This window comes from Paludibacterium paludis (assembly GCF_018802605.1).
GTDB lineage: Bacteria > Pseudomonadota > Gammaproteobacteria > Burkholderiales > Chromobacteriaceae > Paludibacterium > Paludibacterium paludis.
The window spans coordinates 867,218-887,193 of record NZ_CP069161.1 but is presented as its reverse complement, the minus strand read 5'-3'; the positions used below and the strand labels follow the sequence as shown (position 1 = coordinate 887,193).

Below are 19,976 nucleotides of genomic sequence, written 5' to 3'. Positions count from 1 at the left end.
TCCAAGTGTCCGGCCAGGAGGTTGCGATCTTCCCGTCACTTTGAACAGGATGCTGATCCGCGAGGTCTTTATTTCAACTGGATTATAGAATTGCCCAATGGCATATTGTCGAGGGTTTCACCAAAAAGCAATTCATTACAAAAGGGAAAACGATGAGAAAACTGATGTTCGGCCTGTTTCTGGCCAGCGCGACCAGCGCGAGTCAGGCTACCGAGAGCGATCCTCACCTGTGGCTTGAGGAAGTCACCGGTCCCAAGGCACTGGCCTGGGTGGAGCAGCAGAACGCGGCCACACGCAAAGAGCTGGAGGCATTGCCCGATTTCGCCACGACCCGCGACACCCTGATGACCATCCTCAATTCCGGTGCCCGCATCCCCTACGTCCAGAAAATCGGCGATGCTTATTACAATTTCTGGCGCGACAAAGACCATGTCCGGGGTCTTTGGCGGCGCACCTCGCTGACCGAGTACCGCAAAGCCTCGCCCCACTGGGAAACCGTCCTCGATCTTGACCGTCTGGCGCTCGACGAAAAAGAAAACTGGGTCTGGAAAGGCGCCACCTGCGAACGGCCGTCAGGCGCCCGCTGCCTGCTGACACTAAGCCGAGGCGGAGCCGATGCCTCGGTGATCCGCGAATTCGACCTGACCACAAAAACCTTCGTCGCCGGCGGCTTCGCGCTTCCGGAGGCCAAAAGCCAGGTGGAATGGAAAGACCGCGACACGCTGTACGTGATGACCGATTTCGGCAAAGACAGCCTGACCGACTCCGGCTACCCGCGCATCGTCAAGGAATGGAAGCGCGACACGCCGCTGGCTTCGGCAAGCACCCTGCTCGAAGGCCAGCGCAGCGATGTCAGCGTGCACGCCGCGGTTTACCGGCACAAGCGCTACCGTTATGACACGATCGAACGCGGCGTAACGTTTTTCACCACGGAAACGCGGTTGCGCCGCGCCGGCGAATGGGTCCGCCTAGATAAACCGGCGGATGCCTCGGTCGGCTTTTTTGATGACTGGCTCCTGCTGCAGCTCAAATCGGACTGGACAACGGGAGGCAAGACCTGGAGCAGCGGCTCGCTGATCGCCACGCCGGTAGAGGACTTCCTTCAAGGCAAACGCAACTTCACCGCGCTTTTCGTGCCCACGGCGTCGACCGCCCTGGAAGGATTCGAAAGCACGCGCGACAGCCTTGTCCTGACCATCATGGACGACGTCAAGGGTCGGCTGGAAGAGCGCACCCTGAAGAACGGGCAGTGGAGCGCCCGCAAGGTGGACACGCCGACTTACGGCTCCCTGAGTGTCACGGCAGTGGACGATGAACGCTCCGACGAGTACTTCCTGACCTTCACCGATTTTCTGACACCGACATCGCTGCAGTTGGCGCGAGTCGGCAGCGATATCCGCGAGCCTCTCAAGGCCCTGCCGGCATTTTTCGACAGCGCGCCGTTCCGGATCCAGCAATTTTTCGCTGTCTCGAAAGATGGAACCCGCGTGCCTTACTTCATCATCGGCGCAAAAAATCTCAGGACGGATGGCAAGAACCCCACCCTGCTTTACGGTTACGGCGGATTTGATGTTTCGATGACGCCTTTCTATTCAGGAGGCATCGGCGCGGGCTGGCTGTCCCGAGGTGGCACCTATGTGCTGGCCAACATCCGCGGCGGTGGCGAGTACGGTCCGAAATGGCACCAGGCGGCGTTGCGCCACAACCGTCAAAAAGCCTACGACGACTTCGCCGCCGTCGCCGAAGACCTGATCCGCCGCAAGATCACCGCGCCACGCCATCTTGGCATCATGGGCGGCAGCAACGGCGGCCTCTTGATGGGCGTGATGCTCACCCAGCGGCCCGACCTGTTCAACGCGGTGGTCTGCCAGGTTCCGCTGCTTGACATGAAGCGCTTCCACAAGCTGCTGGCCGGCGCGAGCTGGATGGACGAATACGGCAACCCCGATGTGCCGGCCGACTGGGAGGCGATCCGCCGCTATTCGCCCTATCAGAATATCCAGTCCGGCAGAACCTACCCGCGCACCCTGTTCGTGACCTCCACGCGCGACGACCGGGTGCATCCGGGCCATGCGCGCAAAATGTACGCGGCCATGAAGGCCAACGGCAACGATGTGCTCTACTTCGAGAACACCGAAGGAGGACATGGCGCGGCGGCCAACAACGAGCAGCAGGCTTACCGCACCGCCTTGGAGTACAGCTTCCTCTTCAAGGCATTGCGCTGAGCGTATCGGGCGGATCCGCCGAGGATCCGCTTCACCGTGCCGGCGGGGTCTTCAGACAGGCCTTGTCCGGCACCGCGTGCTCCTCCGGACGGGCCGCACGCCGGCTCGCGCGGGGCCGTCCCGCCGCCTCTTCACCCGGCTTGTCTTGTGTTCGTGACAAAGCCGGCTACCCATCCGCCAGTTGACCGCATATGAAACCGATGAATCCGTATTCGTTCAGAGTCCTCCGGAACCGTTAACGGTGCAGCGTTGGTACATTCCATTTTTGGCAGGATCCCCGCAATGGCCGTTCACGTTGCGCGGGGACAAAAAGCCCGGGCAAAACGGCCAGTTGCACGGGGCGTGGATTAGGTCCGCGGTTGCCAAGGCCCTTCAGGATATTCACAGCAAGAAAAGAGGGATGCAGGCCAGACGGGGCCTGGGCGAGCCATCCTCACACTGACCTAATATTTTTAATAGATATAACAACGAATACAAACCATTTAGTTGAAACTGGATTATAACACTGACTGCTGCCATATTGCCGAACCGTCGCACCGTAATGAAACTCATTAGCACGATAAGGAAACACGATGCAGAAACACATGTTCGGCTTATTACTGGCTGGAGCCGTCAGCGCAAGTCTCGCGAGCGGCGTAGACCCCTATCTTTGGCTGGAAGACATGGCCAGCGCCAGAACAACCGCGTGGGTCAACCAACAAAACGCCATTTCGCGCACCGAACTGGAAGCATTACCGGATTTCACTCCGACTCGCGACGCGCTGAAGAAAATCTTCAACTCCAATGACCGCATTCCTTACATCGAGAAAGTCGGGAACTTCTACTACAACTTCTGGCGCGACAACAACCACGTCCGCGGCATTTGGCGCCGCACCACACTGGCGGAATACCGCAAGGCCTCCCCTGCCTGGGAAACCGTTCTCGACCTGGACCGCCTGGCTCGCGACGAAAGAGAAAACTGGGTTTGGCAAGGCGCCACCTGCGAGCGCGCATCCGGATCTCGCTGCTTGCTAAGCCTCAGTCGCGGAGGCGCCGACGCTGCGGTGATCCGCGAATTCGACCTGACCACAAAAACCTTCGCGGCCAACGGGTTTTCGCTTCCAGAAGCCAAAGGAGCGGCCGAATGGAAAGACCGCGACACGCTGTACGTGATGACCGACTTCGGCCAGAACAGCCTGACCGACTCCGGCTACCCCCGCTTCGTCAAGGAATGGAAACGCGGCACGCCGCTGGCCTCGGCTCGCACCCTGTTCGCGGGCCAGCGTTCCGATGTCACCGTGCACGCTTCCGTTTACCGCCACAAGACCTATCGGTACGACATGATCGAACGCGCGGTGACGTTCTCCGACACCGAAGCCCTGCTGCGTCGAGGGAGCGAGTGGGTGCGTCTGGGCAAGCCAGCCGATGCCACTGTCGCCTTTTTTGATAGCTGGATCCTGCTGCAGCTCAAATCGGACTGGACAACGGGAGGCAAGACCTGGAGCAGCGGCTCGCTGATCGCCGCGCCGGTAGAGGACTTCCTTCAAGGCAAACGCAACTTCACCGCGCTTTTCGTGCCCACGGCGTCGACCGCGCTCGACGACGTCACAAGCACACGCGACGGTCTTCTGCTGACCATCACAAACGATGTCAAAGCGTCATTGGAGGAACGTACCTTGATGAACGGGCAGTGGCAATCCCGCAAGGTCGCTACGCCGACGTACGGTACCCTGAAAATCACCGAGGTGGACAGAGAGCACTCCGACGAGTACTTCCTGACCTTCACCGATTTTCTGACACCGACATCGTTGCACTTGGCCCGAACTGGAAGCGATACGCGTGAATCACTTAAAACCTTGCCGGCATTTTTCGACAGTGCGCCGTTCCGGATCCAGCAATTTTTCGCTGTCTCGAAAGATGGAACCCGCGTGCCTTACTTCATCATCGGCGCAAAAAATCTCAGGACGGATGGCAAGAACCCCACCCTGCTTTACGGTTACGGCGGATTTGATGTTTCGATGACGCCTTTCTATTCAGGAGGCATCGGCGCGGGCTGGCTGTCCCGAGGTGGCACCTATGTGCTGGCCAACATCCGCGGCGGTGGCGAGTACGGTCCGAAATGGCACCAGGCGGCGTTGCGCCACAACCGTCAAAAAGCCTACGACGACTTCGCCGCCGTCGCCGAAGACCTGATCCGCCGCAAGATCACCGCGCCACGCCATCTTGGCATCATGGGCGGCAGCAACGGCGGCCTCTTGATGGGCGTGATGCTCACCCAGCGGCCCGACCTGTTCAACGCGGTGGTCTGCCAGGTTCCGCTGCTTGACATGAAGCGCTTCCACAAGCTGCTGGCCGGCGCGAGCTGGATGGACGAATACGGCAACCCCGATGTGCCGGCCGACTGGGAGGCGATCCGCCGCTATTCGCCCTATCAGAATATCCAGTCCGGCAGAACCTACCCGCGCACCCTGTTCGTGACCTCCACGCGCGACGACCGGGTGCATCCGGGCCATGCGCGCAAAATGTACGCGGCCATGAAGGCCAACGGCAACGATGTGCTCTACTTCGAGAACACCGAAGGAGGACATGGCGCGGCGGCCAACAACGAGCAGCAGGCTTACCGCACCGCCTTGGAGTACAGCTTCCTCTTCAAGGCATTGCGCTGAGCGTATCGGGCGGATCCGCCGAGGATCCGCTTCACCGTGCCGGCGGGGTCTTCAGACAGGCCTTGTCCGGCACCGCGTACTCCTCGCCGGCCCTGACCGGACGGGCCATCAACGACGACCACGCCGCCTCGTGCAGGGCGGCCACCCGTCCAGCCAGCGAGGCATTGCGCACTACCACCTCGAGATTGCGCGAGGTGTCCATGTAGCCGCCGCTCCAGTTGCTGGTGCCGATCCAGGCGAGCTTGCCATCGATGGTCATGGTCTTCGAGTGAATCACGCGCGCGAAGGGAATGCAGCCTTCCCTGACCGGGGGCACGGTCACGATGCGCACCTCCATGCCGGGCAACACCGCAAGACTCTTCAGGTAATCGATGTCGGGCTTGACCGCATTCCAGTCGGACACCATCAGCTTCACCTTGACACCACGGGCGAGAGCCGCTCGTATCGCGTTGTCGATCACGGCGTAGTACGCCCGCCTCTTGCCATCGCCGAACGCGAGCGGCACATAATCGAGCAACTGAATCCGCACTTCGCTGCGGGCCTGCCCGATCAATGCCGGCAGCGCGGTTTCCGAGTCGCCCACTCCGGGCGGATTGAAGGCGTTGGGACTGGCCACCAGAAAAGCCTCGCCGGAAAGGTTGGCGTGCTTCACCGTGGTATTGAGCGGAGCCACGGTCCGACCCGACGCGATCGCCGCCTGGGCCTGCCAGTCCAGCCCGAAAATCGCCGACAGGCGCGACACGATGAACGGCTCGGTGATTTTCAGGCCGGTTTCATGGATATGCTCGAGCGAGCGCCAATCGAAATTCTGGCTGCCGACATAGGCGACCTGTTTATCCACGATCAGGTATTTGGCGTGAACAATGCCGCCGCCCAGCTTGCCGAAATCCAGGAAACGGAATTCGAGATTGGGAATGGCGCGCAGGCGGGCGATAGTGGCTTCATCGGCGGCGAAACGCCCCTTCTCCTCCATCAGAAAACGGATTTTCACGCCGCGGCGACCGGCCGCCTCGAGCCGGCCGATCACGCGATCCAGCGCAGTCCCGGATCGGCTGTTCACATAAAATGCCCCGATCGCGATATCCGAGCGCGCCGCATCGACCATCCCTGACCACACCTCCGACGGGGAACGCAGATCCGGCGCTTCCAGACCGGCGCCAGCGGGCGCCGTGTACACCAGCTCGAAACCGGGAACGGTGAACTCGGCCCGGGCCGTCAGCGGGGACAAGCCGAACAAGGCAAGGCACAGGGCCGAACGCAGCATCTGGCGCATGGGGGACTTTCCGGGGCATCGCCCCCGTCAAAATCCGCCGATTATGTCACTACTCCATGATGTTTTGATGACTGCCGCAGTTGCCAGCCCCAGTACACACAACCGGCCAGGCTCAAGGCGGCGCCGGAGAGCGCCACGCCTTGCCAGCCCATCTGTCCGTAGGCGGCCGCCGACATGAGCGACCCCGCCGCCGCGCCGATGAAATTACTGGTCATATATGCGGCGGTGATACGGCTGCGGGCTTCGGGGCGGCTGCGATAAATTTGGCTCTGATTGCTGATGTGCACGCCCTGGATGGCCAGATCCAGCAGGATGATGCCCAAGATCAGCGCAGTCAGCGATACCTCGCCGAACGCCAGCGGCAACCAGGACAGCAACAGCAGCCCGAAGCCGAGGCTGGTCGACTGGCTGGAGCGGCCCTGATCGGCCATGCGGCCGACCTTGGCGGCGGCCAGCGCCCCCACCGCGCCGACCAGGCCGAACATGCCGATCGTGGCATCGTTGTAATGGTAAGGCGCCGCGGCCAGCAGAAAAGCCATCGATGTCCACAGCACACTGAAAATCGCGAAGGCCAGCGCGCCGAGCACGGCGCGCATGCGCAACACCGGCTCCGCGATGAGCAGGGCGAAAACGGAGAAGATCAAACGGGGGTAGGCCAGCTTGCCGGTCGGAGGCTGGCATGGCAACGCGCGCCGCAAGGCCAGCGCCATGAGCAGCATCGACAGCGCGGCGATCACGTAAACCGCGCGCCAGGACGCCAGCGACGACACCGCGCCGGCCACGGTGCGGGCCAGCAAAATCCCCATCAACAGACCGCTCATCACCCGGCCGACCACCCGGCCCCGCTCTTCGGCGGACGCGAGTGTCGCCGCCATCGGAATCAGCACCTGGGCCAATACGGCAAAAAAACCGGTCAGCGCCGTCCCGGCCAGCATGATGGCGAAATTCGGCGCAAGCGCCGTCATCGCCAGACTGGCAGCGGTGAGCAGGCAAAGCGTCACGATCAGTCGGCGCTTTTCAAACAGATCACCCAGCGGCACCAGCAACAGCAACCCGGCGGCGTACCCCAGTTGGGCGGCGGTCACCAGCGCCCCCGCGGCTTCCACCGAAAGGTGAAACTCGCCGGCCAGCGTGTGCAACAAGGGCTGGGCATAGTAGTTGCAGGCAACGGCAAGGCCGGTCGCCATGGCCATCAGGAATACCAGGCTGTTTGGCAACGCGTGCGGCGGTTTGGCGGTCATCGGATCGATCCTTGCATTACAGTGGGATGGGGTGGCGAGTATCACCAATCCCGGCGATCCCATCCAATGCTTTGTTATCATGGCATTGATCTTGTTATACGATTGATTTGATGAACCTGCGCCAAATTCAGTTCGCCGTGGCCGTCGCCGAAGAAGAAAACTTCACCCGGGCCGCCGACCGTTGCCATATCGTCCAGTCGGCGTTAAGTCACCAGATAGCCAAGCTGGAGGAATCCCTTGGCGTACGGCTCTTCGAGCGGACTTCGCGCCGCGTGCGCCTGACGGCCGACGGCAAGACCTTCCTGCCGCTCGCCCGGCAATTGCTCGCAGACGAGCGCCGATTGCGCGAAGAAATGGACGCGTCGCGAGGGCTGGTGCGCGGCACGCTGGCCATCGGCATCATTTCCGCACCGGGGCAATTACCTGTGGTTGACGCCCTGGCGCGCTTCCACGCCCGCTACCCTCAGGTGAACATCCGGCTCTATGTCGGCATGAGCGAAGCGCTGGTCGACGATGTCGGCGAAGGGCGCGCCGATGTGGCGCTGATCGGGGTCCGGCCGGAAGAACCCGCGCCGAGGCTGCCGCACCGCCTCGTCCAGGAAGAGCATCTTGTCGCCCTGCTGCCCCCGGGGCATTCGCTGGCCGGAGCGGACACACTGCGTCTTTCCGATATCGCCGGACAAACCCTGGTGGATTTTTACGCGGGCAGCGGCGCCCGGCGGCAGACCGATCAGGCCTTCTCCGCCAAGGGCATTCCGCGCCATGTCAGTTTTGAAATTTCGCACAACAGCCTGCTCGAACAGATCGTGCGGGCGGGTCTGGCCATCGGCTTGGTACCGGAGAGCCTTGCCGCCTCGATCCGCGACCTGGTTACCCGTCCCATCGAGGATGCGCCGGCGCGACGCGTCTACTGCGTTCATGCCGAGGCGCCCACTCCGGCCGCCGACGCGTTTCTTGCCATGCTGTTCGCGCCGCCGGATCATGACAACCCGGCGCGAAGCCCGGATAATCGGCAGTCCTGACGTCCGAAAAACATCTGTTCATGCCTTCGCCACGCCTTGCCATGCTGACGACGCTCAGCGCCATGCTGCTGATCCTGCTCAATCCTCTCGGCATCGATCTGTATCTCCCCGCCATGCCCGACATGGCGCGCCACTTCGGCGCCGATATCCAGTTGACCCTCAGCGCCTTCGTGCTCAGTATCGGCCCGGGGCAATTGCTGTTCGGGCCCCTCTCCGACCGGATCGGACGACGGCCCGTCGCCCTGTTCGGCATCGTGCTTTACGGACTCGCCGCCTGGCTGATCCGCTCCACCGATTCGCTGACGCTGATCATTCTGCTGCGACTGATCCAGGGACTGGGAGCCAGCGCGACCTCGGTCACGGCCTTTTCGGCGATCCGGGACCTCTTCGACGGTGACGAGGCCGCGCGCCGCTACAGCCTGCTCAATGGCGCGCTCAATATCGTGCCGTCGGCCGCCCCCCTGGCCGGAGCGGCCATGGTGCAGGTCTGGGGATGGCCTTCGACCTTTTCCGCGCTCGCCCTGACGGCCGCGCTGATCGGACTGGCGCTGGCCTGCCTCATGCCCGAAACGGCGCGGCACCGCGCAGAACACAGCGAGACCGGGCAGCCTGGCTTCGCGGCCATCCTGCGCGACGCCGACTTTCTGCGCTATGGCGCATGCTGCGCGGCGTCGCTGATGATCATCATCAGCTATGTGACCCTGGCGCCGGAAGTCATGATCGACGGAGCCGGACTTTCGCCGATGGCGTTCAGCCTCTATTTCGCGGCCAACGCCGTGATCCTGATTCTCGCCAGCCTCGTGGCGGCGCGGCGCATCCCGGCGCGCGGACGGCGGCGCGTACTCGCCGAAGGCTTGTGGCTGATGCTCGCCGGGGGCGTGCTGATGCTCTCCGTTTCGGACCAGTCCGGCGCCTGGCATTACATGCTGCCGGTGGCGGTGGTCAGCACCGGCTTCGCCATGACCATGGGGCCGGCCAACGGCCTGGCGATGACGGCGTTCAGCCGGGGAGCGGGCCGGGCCGCGGCCGCGCTCGGCTGCCTGCAGATGATTTCCGCCGCGCTGTTCAGCGCTCTGCTCGCCTCGCTGCCCGGCCCGGCGGAAATCCGGCTGGGGACGGCCATCGTCGTTCTGGCGCTCGCCTGCCTGTTCGCGACGCGAGCCGGAAACCGGCGGCCGGGCTGACCGGCAGGGAGAACCGCCTCCCGTCGTCCAGGGATGTTCCCGCATCGCGGGCTCGGGTAGAATGGCGGGTTCACTCGCGCTCACGGCAACGGCCGGGGCATGCTTTTCCGTATCACAACCGTAGCCCGGATTTCTCCTGAACACCATGACGACAGCCCAGCACACTCCGATGATGCAGCAGTACCTCGCACTCAAAAGCGAGCACACCGACAAGCTTGTGTTCTATCGAATGGGCGATTTTTACGAGCTCTTTTTCGAGGATGCGGAAAAAGCCTCCCGGCTGCTGGACATCACGCTGACCACGCGCGGCAGCTCGGCGGGCACACCGATCAAAATGGCCGGCGTACCCTACCATGCGGCCGAACAGTATCTGGCAAGGCTCGTCAAACTCGGTGAATCGGTGGCCATCTGCGAACAGATCGGCGACCCGGCGACCAGCAAGGGGCCGGTCGAACGCAAGGTCATGCGGGTCGTCACTCCCGGCACCGTCACCGACGCCGCCCTGCTTGACGACAAGCACGACAACATCATCCTCGCGCTGTCCAGCCAGCGCAGCCGCCTGGGCATCGCCTGGATGTCGGTGGCCAGCGGAACCTTCCGCGTTCTGGAGTGCCCGGTCGATGATCTGCCCGCCGAACTGGAGCGCCTGCGCCCGGCTGAGCTGCTCATGCCCGATGATCTGACCGTCGGCATTCTGGAAAACTGGCCCGGCGCGAAAAAGAAACTGCCCGCCTGGCAATTCGATGCCGATTCGGCTCGCCTGACCCTGACCCGCCATTTCGGCACGCGGGATCTGGATGGCTTCGGCACCGACGGCATGACCGTGGCGATCGGCGCGGCCGGCGCGCTGCTCGGCTATGTCAAGGCCACTCAGGGTGTGAACCCGACCCATATCGCCAGTCTCGGCGTGGAAGACCATCGTGACCTGATCCGCATGGATGCGGCCACGCGCCGCAATCTGGAAATCACCGAAACCATCCGCGGCGAACGCTCTCCGACACTGTTCTCGCTGCTCGACCAGTGCGCGACCAGCATGGGCAGCCGGCTGCTGGCCAACTGGCTGCATCATCCGCTGCGCAGCCACACGGCGATCTGCGAACGTTTGTTCGCCGTGCGCGAATTGATGGAGAATGGCGACGGCATCCACGGAGACCTGCGCGAGGTGGCCGACATCGAACGCATCACGGCCCGTGTCGCGCTGCGCTCGGCCCGGCCGCGCGACCTGTCGTCGCTACGCGACTCCATCACCGCGCTGCTGGCGATGCAGCCGCGGCTTGCCGGCATGGAAAGTCCCCTGCTTGCCCGGATCGGTCAGGTGCTGCCCGAAGTCGCCCCGATCGCCGAACGTCTGGCCCGGGCCATTTTGCCGGAACCGTCGACATTCCTGCGCGATGGGGGCGTGATCAACGACGGGTTTCACCCGGATCTGGACGAACTGCGCGGCATTCAGACCCATTGCGGCGAATTCCTGCTGCAGCTCGAAGCGCGCGAACGCGAGCGCACCGGCATCGCCACGCTCAAGGTCGAATTCAATCGCGTGCACGGCTTCTACATCGAGGTCTCGCGCGTCAACTCGGACAAGGTGCCCGACGACTACCGCCGCCGCCAGACCCTGAAAAACGCCGAGCGCTATATCACTCCGGAACTCAAGGAGTTCGAAGACAAGGCCCTGTCGGCGCAGGACCGCGCGCTCGCTCTGGAAAAGCAACTGTACGAAGCGCTGCTGGACGAACTGGCCGACGCCATCCCGCGCCTGAAAGCCCTTTCCGAAGCGGTCGCAAGCCTCGATGTGCTCGCGGCCTTCGCCCTCAGGGCAACGGCCGGCAACTATATCGAACCCGAGTTCGTCGACACGCCTTGCCTCGATATCGTCGACGGACGCCATCCAGTGGTGGAAAGCCAGGTGGACCGCTTCATCGCCAACCACACCCGCCTGTCCGACAGCCGCAAACTGTTATTGATCACCGGCCCGAACATGGGTGGTAAATCGACCTATATGCGGCAGACCGCGCTGATCACTCTGCTCGCGCACGTCGGCAGCTTCGTGCCTGCCGGCCGCGCGGTGATGGGGCCGGTGGACCGGATCTTCACGCGGATCGGCGCGTCGGACGACCTGGCCGGCGGACGTTCCACCTTCATGGTGGAAATGACCGAAACGGCGAACATCCTCAACAATGCCGGCGAACACAGTCTCGTGCTGATGGATGAGGTCGGGCGCGGCACCTCGACCTTCGATGGCCTGGCGCTCGCCTGGGCCATCGCGCGGGCGCTGATCGAGAAAAACCGCGCCTATACCCTGTTCGCCACCCACTATTTCGAATTGACCCGTCTGTCCTCGGACTATCCGTCGGTCGCCAACGTGCATCTTTCCGCGGTCGAACACAATGACAAGATCGTGTTCCTGCACCATGTGGAAGACGGCCCCGCCAGCCAAAGCTACGGACTTGCCGTCGCGCAGCTGGCCGGCGTGCCCGGCCGCGTCATACGCGAGGCGCGACGCCACTTGGCGGAACTGGAAAACCACGCCGCATCGCGTCAGCAACCGGACCTGTTCAGCCAGCCCATGACTGTGGAACCGGAGCCACACCCGGCCATCGAAATGCTGCAGGATATTGATCCTGATACGATTTCTCCCCGCGAAGCGTTAAATATGCTTTATGATTTAAAATCGCAATTGCGATAATCAGTATTTCCGGGGGATTGGTCTACACTTAAGGCTGATACCCATGGATAGGGAGCCATCATGCAATACAGGGAAAAGCCCGGAGACCGCGGCCTTGTCCGGTTGTTCGGCCCGGCTGTCGCCAATCACAACCTGACCTTGAGCGGGGTGCGCAAACGCGCCGGCAAAGCGCTCGATCGATTCGATCGGTACGTCCGTCTCGAGCTGGAATCGCAAGGCGTCGCCCTGCCCCCCGCCGTCGATCTGGTCAGTTGCCCGAACTGCGAACTGGCGCTGGGAAGCGAACATCCGCAGTCCGACACGATCCTCGCCTGGATGAGCGGGAACGTGAAGCTGGCCAAGCGCTTCAAGGAAGTGGAAGTGCTGTACGAATTGATCCGCGCCGCGGAGCAGCCCGATGCCGGCCTTCCCGACGAAATCTGCTTCCACATCGGCGTGACGAGCGCTGGGCCGGTAGCCTATTTCGCGGTTCATCTGTGCGAGACCCCCGCATGACAAGCCTGATGGCGCATGGCAGGATCTCCCGGTGCGCCGTCCGCCTCCCGATGGTCAATACCGCTCCGGATAGCGGTTGACGAAACGCAACGGCTCCGGATAAGGATAGAAATCCTCGATGACCCCATCCCGGATGCGTTCCTGGCGCGCCTGCCAGAACGGCACATCGAGCAAGTCCCGGTGATGCTCGAGAAAAACCCGGCGAACATCGGGGTCGCCCAGCAAAAACGCGCCGAACTCTTCGGGGAAGACGTCATTGCGCGCGATCGGATACCACACTTCCCCTGACATCTCCATTTCCGGATTCGGCGCCTCTGGAATCCGCCGGAAATGGCAATCCGTCATATACTCGATCTCATCGTAGTCGTAAAAGATAACTCTACCGTATCTCGTTACCCCGAAATTCTTGAAAAGCATGTCCCCCGGGAAAATATTCGCACAGGCCAACTCCTTGATCGCCAGACCGTAGTCCAGCACGGCGGCCTCTTTTTCGGCGGGACTGGCGGTCTGCAGATAAAGATTGAGCGGTTTCATGCGCCGTTCGATATAAAGATGGCGCAAGATGATCCTGTCTCCATCCTCTTCCAGCGAGGACGGCACCTCCCGGCGCAGCTCCTCCAGCAGTTCCGGCGTAAAGCGGTCGACCGGGAAAGCCACATTGGAATATTCCAGCGTATCGGCCATCCGGCCGACCCGGTCATGACGTTTTACCAGCAGGTATTTTTTCTTGACCGTAGCGCGGTCGATTTCCTTGGGCCCGCCGAACACGTCCTTGATCAGCTTGAAGACATAAGGGTACGACGGCAGCGTGAACACCAGCATCACCAGGCCGCGGATACCCGGCGCGACGATGAACTGGTCGTTGGAATGCTGCAGGTGATGGATGAAATCCCGGTAAAAGATGTTCTTGCCCTGCTTTTGCAACCCGAGCATGGTATAGAGTTCGGCCTTGCTCTTGGTCGGCAGCATCGAGCGCAGAAACTGCACGTAACCTGACGGCACTTCCATGTCCACCAGAAAATAAGCCCGGCTGAATGAGAACAATACACCGATACGCCAGGGCTCGAGCAGTATGGTGTCCAGAAACAATCCCCCCGATTCGTCGTGCAGCACCGGCACGGCGAACGGATAGATGGCGTGCCCGTTGATGATCTTGCCGAGGATATAGGCGGTTTTGTTGCGGTAGAACGCCGAGGAGAGCACCTGGATCTGGAAATTGGCTTCGGGTTTCGGCCAGTTCCCCCCCAGATGCTCGCCGATCATGCGCAGCACCATTCCCAGATCCCGGGACAGGCGGGTAAAAGGACGACGCCAGCCGAACTGGGCGATGATCTGCCGCATCACATGCCGGACACCCTGGGAGGCCGGATAATAACTCTGGTAGGAAGGCGGCGATGACTCGATGTAATCTGTGGAAATCGCCGGTCGCAAAAAGATGAAGTCGTTGTTGAAATAGTCGCGATGCAGAATGCGGGTGAAGACCGAATTGAAGAAGGTTTCGGCAAGCTCCGGCTGCTTGTGGTTGGTCAGCAGGCCGATATAGTACAGCTTGGCCTGCTGCCAGATTTCATCGTCGAGCAATTCGGCGTGAAATTCCTCGTGCAGGCGGGCCACCGTCTCCGCCACGCGATTGTCGTAGAACTGGATGCGGTCCCGGATCGCCTGCTGCACCCCTTGCCAGTTTCCCTCCTCGAACATCCGTTTGGCCTGGCGGTTGCACTCGCGAAACAGCCGGTAGTGCTTGTCGAAACCGCCGATCAGCGCCAGGGCGATATCCCTGGCCACCGGATTGTAGTATTCGGGTATCTGCATCGCCTCGCCTCGTGTTCATGGGCACCGGTGCCCGGCGTGCATTTCGCGCTAACGGCCCCGCCCGCGCGTTCTGGCCGCCCCCCGGTGAACCCGGCCCCCGGGTTTGCCATTAGCATGCTTGAGCGCCGGCAATTCTTCAAGACCGACCTCGACGCGGCGCCATTGACCGGGTTCCAGGCCATCCAGCCGCCAGGGGCCGATCGCCACACGCACAAGACGCAAGGTCGGCAAGCCGACCCTGGCGGTCATTCGCCGCACCTGGCGGTTCTTGCCTTCGTGAATGGTCAACGCAAGCCAGCTGTCCGGCACGCTTTTGCGAAAGCGCACCGGCGGATGACGCGGCCACAGATCCGGAGGCGCGAGGCGTTCCACCCGCGCCTCGCGGGTGACGAAATCCCCCAGATCCACGCCATGGCGCAAAGCGTCAAGCTGGCTGTCGTCGGGAATCCCCTCCACCTGGACCCAGTAGGTTTTCGGCAATTTCCAGCGCGGATCGCTAATACCGTGCTGCACGGCGCCATCCGGGGTCAGCAGCACGAGACCCTCGCTGTCCGTGTCGAGACGCCCGGCGGGATAGACCCCCGGCACATCGACACAGGTCTTCAGGGTCGGGTGGGTTTCGTGTTCGGAAAACTGGCAAATTACCCCGTAAGGTTTGTTCAGGAGAATCAGATCGGGCATCGGTCTAGCGAGAAGGGGTGAATTACAGGATAATAGCAAGGATGGGAAGAAGCGGCACAACAACAGGAGCGCGCACGCGGCCAAGCCCCGGCTTCTCCCGCCTCGGCACTGCAACGAGACTCATTTGGCTCTGGGCCGGCGTTGCAACGCCCAATCTGCTAATCAACACAAACATGATGGAGTAGGCATGAGCGCTAAATCCCTGATCAAGGTACCCGCTGAAGGCCAGAAAATCGTCCCGGGCCAGGCTGTCCCGAACAATCCGATCATTCCGTTCATCGAAGGCGATGGCATTGGCGTCGACATCACGCCGGTGATGATCAAGGTCATCGACGCCGCTGTCGAGAAGGCCTATGGCGGCCAGAAAAAAATCCACTGGATGGAAGTGTACGCCGGAGAGAAATCCACGCGCCTGTATGGTCCGGACGAATGGCTGCCGGCTGAAACGTTCGCCGCCCTGAAAGAATACTCCGTATCGATCAAGGGTCCGATGACCACGCCGGTCGGCGGCGGCATCCGCTCCCTGAACGTCGCCCTGCGCCAGGAACTCGACCTGTACCAGTGTGTCCGCCCGGTCCGCTACTTCAAGGGCGTGCCCAGCCCCCTGAAGCAACCGGAACTGACCGACATGGTCATCTTCCGCGAGAACACCGAAGATATTTACGCCGGTATCGAGTGGCAAGCCGAAAGCGACAGCGCCAAGAAGGTGATCGCTTTCCTGCAGAACGAAATGGGTGTCAAGAAAATCCGCTTCCCGGAAACCTCCGGCATCGGCATCAAGCCGGTATCCCGTCAGGGCACCGAGCGTCTGGTTCGCGCCGCCATCCGCTACGCCATCGACAATGATCGCAAGAGCGTAACCATTGTCCACAAGGGCAACATCATGAAGTTCACCGAAGGCGGCTTCCGCGACTGGGCCTATTCGCTCGCGCAGACCGAATTCGGCGCCAAGCCGATCGACGGCGGTCCGTGGTGCTCCTTCACCAACCCGAAGACCGGTCGCGAGATCATCGTCAAGGACGCCATCGCCGATGCTTTCCTGCAGCAGATCCTGCTGCGTCCGGCCGAGTATGATGTGGTCGCCACCCTGAACCTGAACGGCGATTATGTTTCCGATGCGCTCGCAGCCCAGGTCGGCGGCATCGGTATCGCCCCGGGAGCCAATATCTCCGACCAGTACGCCGTGTTCGAGGCCACCCACGGCACCGCGCCGAAGTACGCGGGTCAGGACAAGGTCAATCCGGGTTCGCTGATCCTGTCCGCCGAAATGATGCTGCGTCACATGGGCTGGAAGGAAGCGGCCGATCTTGTGATCCGCTCGATGGAAGCTGCGATCGCCGACAAGCAGGTCACGTACGACTTCGCCCGCCTGATGGACGGCGCTCACGAAGTGAGCTGCTCGGCCTTTGGCGATGCGATGATCGCGCGCATGTGACGCTTACGGCACTTGAAACAGAAACCCGCCACAAGGCGGGTTTTTTGTTGCCAAACATTAATTGATCTGGGTATGCCAGCGAAGCCGAAAACCGGGTGTTATACTGGGTTCGTAGGGTGGGCAGCCAAGGGCGGGTCGCGGGGCAATAAAAAACCCGCCTGTCGGCGGGTTTTCTAGTCATCCGGATTGCTCGACACGGAGTCGGACAATCAGCGTGTTCAGTACCTTAAGCGGTCTGGATGTTGGATGCCTGTTTGCCTTTCGGACCGTTCACAACGTCAAAGCTTACACGTTGCCCTTCCTTGAGGGACTTGAAGCCTTGCATGTTGATGGCCGAAAAGTGGGCGAACAGATCTTCACCGCCTTCATCCGGGGTGATGAAACCGAAGCCCTTAGCATCGTTGAACCATTTGACAATACCAGTTGCCATTTCACATCCTTGCATAAACAGGCGGGTGAGGCCGAACAAACCGGCTTAATGCAGCTGGCTCGAAAAAGGTTCCGAAAGCCATGCGATACGACTAAGCCAAGCACCTGACTGCATTTCTACGCAACCCTTGCGCTACCGTCAAGGGATCGCAGAAAAGATTTTTCACCACTTGAAAAAAAACCGGCTGGAACCAAAATTGTAGTAAACCGGGAATTTGCAGAAAGCCGACATGTCTACGCAGTTCAGGGAAGATGCCCTCAAGGAGGCATCGAGGGCGCGCACGACCCCGCCGCCCTTGTATAAAGTCTTGTTATTGAACGATGATTTCACCCCCATGGAGTTCGTGGTACAGATCCTGCAGACGTTCTTCCACAAGGATCGGGAACAAGCCACGAAAATCATGCTTCAGGTGCATACGCAAGGTCACGGCGTGTGTGGCGTTTATACCAAAGATGTGGCTGCAACCAAGGTAGAGCAGGTGTTGCATTTTGCGAAAGCGCACCAGCATCCGCTGCAGTGCGTGATGGAGGAAAACTGATGATTGCCCAGGAGCTTGAAGTCAGCCTGCACATGGCTTTTATGGATGCACGGCGCAAACGGCACGAATTCATCAGTGTCGAACACCTGTTGCTCGCCATGCTGGACAACCCCTCGGCGGCGGATGTGCTGCGCGCGTGCGGAGCGAATATCGACCAGCTGAAAAAGCAGTTGACCGACTTCGTCGATGAACATACGCCGACCGTTCCGGGAGAAACCGAGGTCGAAACCCAGCCGACGCTGGGGTTCCAGCGGGTGATCCAGCGCGCGATCCTGCACGTCCAGTCCTCCGGCAAGAAGGAAGTGACCGGCGCCAACATTCTCGTGGCGATCTTCGGGGAAAAGGATTCGCACGCCGTCTATTACCTCCACCAGCAAGGCATCTCGCGTCTTGACGTGGTCAATTTCATTTCCCACGGCATCACCAAGCAGCGTTCGCCGCAGCAGCCCTCCGAACCCCGCGAAGGCTCGGACGGCGAGGGCGAGGAACATGCCCCGGGGCCGGGCGGCGCGCTGGAAAACTATACGCTCAACCTCAATGCCCAGGCGCGCGACGGCAAGATCGATCCGCTGATCGGGCGCGACCCTGAGCTCGAGCGCACCGTGCAGATCCTGTGTCGGCGCCGCAAGAACAATCCTCTGCTGGTCGGTGAGGCCGGGGTCGGCAAAACGGCGATCGCCGAAGGGCTCGCGCGGCGCATCGTCAACGGCGAAGTGCCCGAAGTGCTGGCCCGTGCGACCGTCTACGCGCTGGATATGGGCGCGCTGCTGGCCGGCACCAAGTATCGCGGCGATTTCGAGCAGCGCCTGAAGGCCGTGGTCAAACAATTGACCGACGACCCGCACGCGATCCTGTTCATCGACGAAATCCATACCCTGATCGGCGCCGGCGCGGCGTCGGGGGGAACGCTCGATGCCTCGAACCTGCTCAAACCGGCGCTGTCCAACGGCAGCCTGCGCTGTATCGGCGCGACCACCTACAACGAGTACCGCGGGATTTTCGAGAAGGATAACGCCCTCTCGCGCCGGTTCCAGAAAATCGACATCGCCGAACCGACCGTTGAGCAGACCGTCGAGATTCTCAAGGGCCTCAAATCGCGCTTCGAAACCCATCACGGGGTTCGCTACACGGTAGGGGCGCTCGCGTCCGCGGCAGAGTTGTCGGCACGCTATATCAATGACCGCCATCTGCCCGACAAGGCCATCGATGTGATCGACGAAGCGGGTGCCGCCCAGAAGATCCTGCCCAAGTCGCGACAGAAGAAAGTCATCAACAAGTCGGAGATCGAGGAGATCGTCGCCAAGATCGCCCGCATTCCGGCCAAGACCGTGTCGAACAATGACAAGAATGTACTGAAGAATCTTGACCGCGATTTGCGCAACGTGGTTTTCGGTCAGGACAAGGCGATCGAGGCGCTGTCCGCGGCCATCAAGATGGCCCGCTCCGGTCTTGGCAATCCGCAAAAACCGATCGGTTCCTTCCTGTTCTCCGGGCCCACGGGAGTTGGCAAGACGGAGGTGGCACGACAGCTTGCCTACACGCTGGGCGTCGAGCTGTTGCGCTTTGACATGTCCGAGTACATGGAACGGCATGCCGTATCGCGACTGATAGGCGCGCCTCCGGGCTATGTCGGTTTCGAGCAGGGCGGACAACTGACCGAAGCGATCACCAAGCACCCGTACGCCGTGCTGCTGCTTGACGAGATCGAAAAAGCGCATCCGGACATCTTCAACGTGCTGCTGCAGGTGATGGATCACGGCACGCTGACGGACAACAATGGGCGCAAGGCGGATTTCCGCAATGTGGTCATCATCATGACGACCAACGCGGGAGCCGAATCGCTGGCCAAACCGACCCTGGGCTTCACGCCGTCGCGCGCCAGCGGCGACGAAATGGCCGATATCAAGCGGATGTTCAGCCCCGAATTCCGCAATCGGCTCGACGCGATCATTCCGTTCGCGATGCTCGATGAAACGATCATCCTGCAGGTGGTGGACAAGTTCCTCATGCAGCTCGAACAGCAGCTCGCCGAGCGCAAGGTGGACATCCATTTCACCGACGAGTTGCGTCGTCATCTGGCGAAGAACGGTTTCGACCCGCAAATGGGCGCGCGGCCGATGGCTCGCCTCATTCAGGACACGATCCGCAAGGCGCTGGCCGACGAACTGCTATTCGGTCGCCTCACCGATGGCGGGGAGGTCACGGTGACGGTGGAGGACAGCAAGGTGCGCCTGATCTTCGAAGAAGAGGCAATCGCGGACGAAGCCGCCGCGGTCTGATACCTGCTGGGCAAAAAAATACCCCCGACCTTT

At 61.5% G+C, this 19,976-nt stretch carries 14 protein-coding genes; 9 read left to right on the top strand and 5 right to left on the bottom strand.

Features of this window, described 5'->3' with window-relative positions:
- Positions 1 to 152: 152 nt before the first annotated feature.
- Both JNO50_RS03925 and JNO50_RS03920 read left to right on the top strand, forming a co-directional pair.
- A complete protein-coding gene (locus JNO50_RS03925) occupies positions 153 to 2,225 on the top strand; it encodes a prolyl oligopeptidase family serine peptidase (RefSeq protein WP_215796486.1) in 2,073 nt (690 codons plus the stop codon).
- 572 nt (positions 2,226 to 2,797) lie between these two features.
- On the top strand, positions 2,798 to 4,870 hold the full coding sequence (locus JNO50_RS03920) for a prolyl oligopeptidase family serine peptidase (protein ID WP_215796485.1): 2,073 nt from the start codon (positions 2,798 to 2,800) through the stop codon (positions 4,868 to 4,870).
- Between the two features lie 31 nt (positions 4,871 to 4,901).
- Here the strand turns inward: JNO50_RS03920 and JNO50_RS03915 are convergent, their stop codons facing one another.
- Together JNO50_RS03915 and JNO50_RS03910 are read right to left on the bottom strand one after the other, a co-directional pair.
- Positions 4,902 to 6,143 (bottom strand): phospholipase D-like domain-containing protein, encoded by a 1,242-nt coding sequence (locus tag JNO50_RS03915; protein ID WP_189536140.1) that lies wholly within the window; start codon positions 6,141 to 6,143, stop codon positions 4,902 to 4,904.
- A gap of 41 nt (positions 6,144 to 6,184) precedes the next feature.
- The gene (locus JNO50_RS03910; protein ID WP_189536142.1) at positions 6,185 to 7,384 is read right to left on the bottom strand and encodes an MFS transporter; all 1,200 of its coding nucleotides are present in this window, start codon (positions 7,382 to 7,384) and stop codon (positions 6,185 to 6,187) included.
- A gap of 110 nt (positions 7,385 to 7,494) precedes the next feature.
- Between JNO50_RS03910 and JNO50_RS03905 the strand changes: the two genes are divergently transcribed.
- The 4 genes from JNO50_RS03905 to JNO50_RS03890 all read left to right on the top strand — a co-directional run bounded on the left by JNO50_RS03905 (position 7,495) and on the right by JNO50_RS03890 (position 12,768).
- On the top strand, positions 7,495 to 8,406 hold the full coding sequence (locus JNO50_RS03905; protein WP_189536144.1) for a LysR family transcriptional regulator: 912 nt from the start codon (positions 7,495 to 7,497) through the stop codon (positions 8,404 to 8,406).
- 20 nt (positions 8,407 to 8,426) lie between these two features.
- Positions 8,427 to 9,590 (top strand): Bcr/CflA family efflux MFS transporter, encoded by a 1,164-nt coding sequence (locus JNO50_RS03900; protein ID WP_189536146.1) that lies wholly within the window; start codon positions 8,427 to 8,429, stop codon positions 9,588 to 9,590.
- 145 nt (positions 9,591 to 9,735) lie between these two features.
- The gene (gene mutS, locus JNO50_RS03895) at positions 9,736 to 12,273 is read left to right on the top strand and encodes a DNA mismatch repair protein MutS (protein ID WP_189536148.1); all 2,538 of its coding nucleotides are present in this window, start codon (positions 9,736 to 9,738) and stop codon (positions 12,271 to 12,273) included.
- A 60-nt stretch (positions 12,274 to 12,333) separates the two neighbouring features.
- Positions 12,334 to 12,768 carry a hypothetical protein gene (locus tag JNO50_RS03890; RefSeq protein ID WP_189536150.1) on the top strand — a complete coding sequence of 145 codons (435 nt, stop codon included), beginning with the start codon at positions 12,334 to 12,336 and terminating at the stop codon, positions 12,766 to 12,768.
- Between the two features lie 54 nt (positions 12,769 to 12,822).
- Here the strand turns inward: JNO50_RS03890 and aceK are convergent, their stop codons facing one another.
- Together aceK and JNO50_RS03880 are read right to left on the bottom strand one after the other, a co-directional pair.
- Positions 12,823 to 14,580, bottom strand: a complete 1,758-nt coding sequence (aceK, locus tag JNO50_RS03885) for a bifunctional isocitrate dehydrogenase kinase/phosphatase (RefSeq protein ID WP_189536152.1) — start codon at positions 14,578 to 14,580, stop codon at positions 12,823 to 12,825.
- A gap of 48 nt (positions 14,581 to 14,628) precedes the next feature.
- Positions 14,629 to 15,261 carry a pseudouridine synthase gene (locus JNO50_RS03880; protein WP_189536154.1) on the bottom strand — a complete coding sequence of 211 codons (633 nt, stop codon included), beginning with the start codon at positions 15,259 to 15,261 and terminating at the stop codon, positions 14,629 to 14,631.
- 187 nt (positions 15,262 to 15,448) lie between these two features.
- On the opposite strand from JNO50_RS03880, the gene icd reads away from it, so the two are divergent.
- On the top strand, positions 15,449 to 16,696 hold the full coding sequence (gene icd / locus JNO50_RS03875) for an NADP-dependent isocitrate dehydrogenase (RefSeq protein WP_189536156.1): 1,248 nt from the start codon (positions 15,449 to 15,451) through the stop codon (positions 16,694 to 16,696).
- A gap of 226 nt (positions 16,697 to 16,922) precedes the next feature.
- Here the strand turns inward: icd and JNO50_RS03870 are convergent, their stop codons facing one another.
- Positions 16,923 to 17,126 (bottom strand): cold-shock protein, encoded by a 204-nt coding sequence (locus JNO50_RS03870; RefSeq protein ID WP_189536157.1) that lies wholly within the window; start codon positions 17,124 to 17,126, stop codon positions 16,923 to 16,925.
- 229 nt (positions 17,127 to 17,355) lie between these two features.
- Between JNO50_RS03870 and clpS the strand changes: the two genes are divergently transcribed.
- Positions 17,356 to 17,664, top strand: coding sequence for an ATP-dependent Clp protease adapter ClpS (gene clpS / locus JNO50_RS03865; RefSeq protein WP_189536159.1), 309 nt, complete (start codon positions 17,356 to 17,358; stop codon positions 17,662 to 17,664).
- Entirely contained in the window at positions 17,664 to 19,943 is a 2,280-nt protein-coding gene (gene clpA / locus JNO50_RS03860) for an ATP-dependent Clp protease ATP-binding subunit ClpA (protein WP_189536160.1), read from the top strand. Before clpS ends, clpA begins: the two co-directional genes overlap by 1 nt.
- Positions 19,944 to 19,976: the final 33 nt, after the last annotated feature.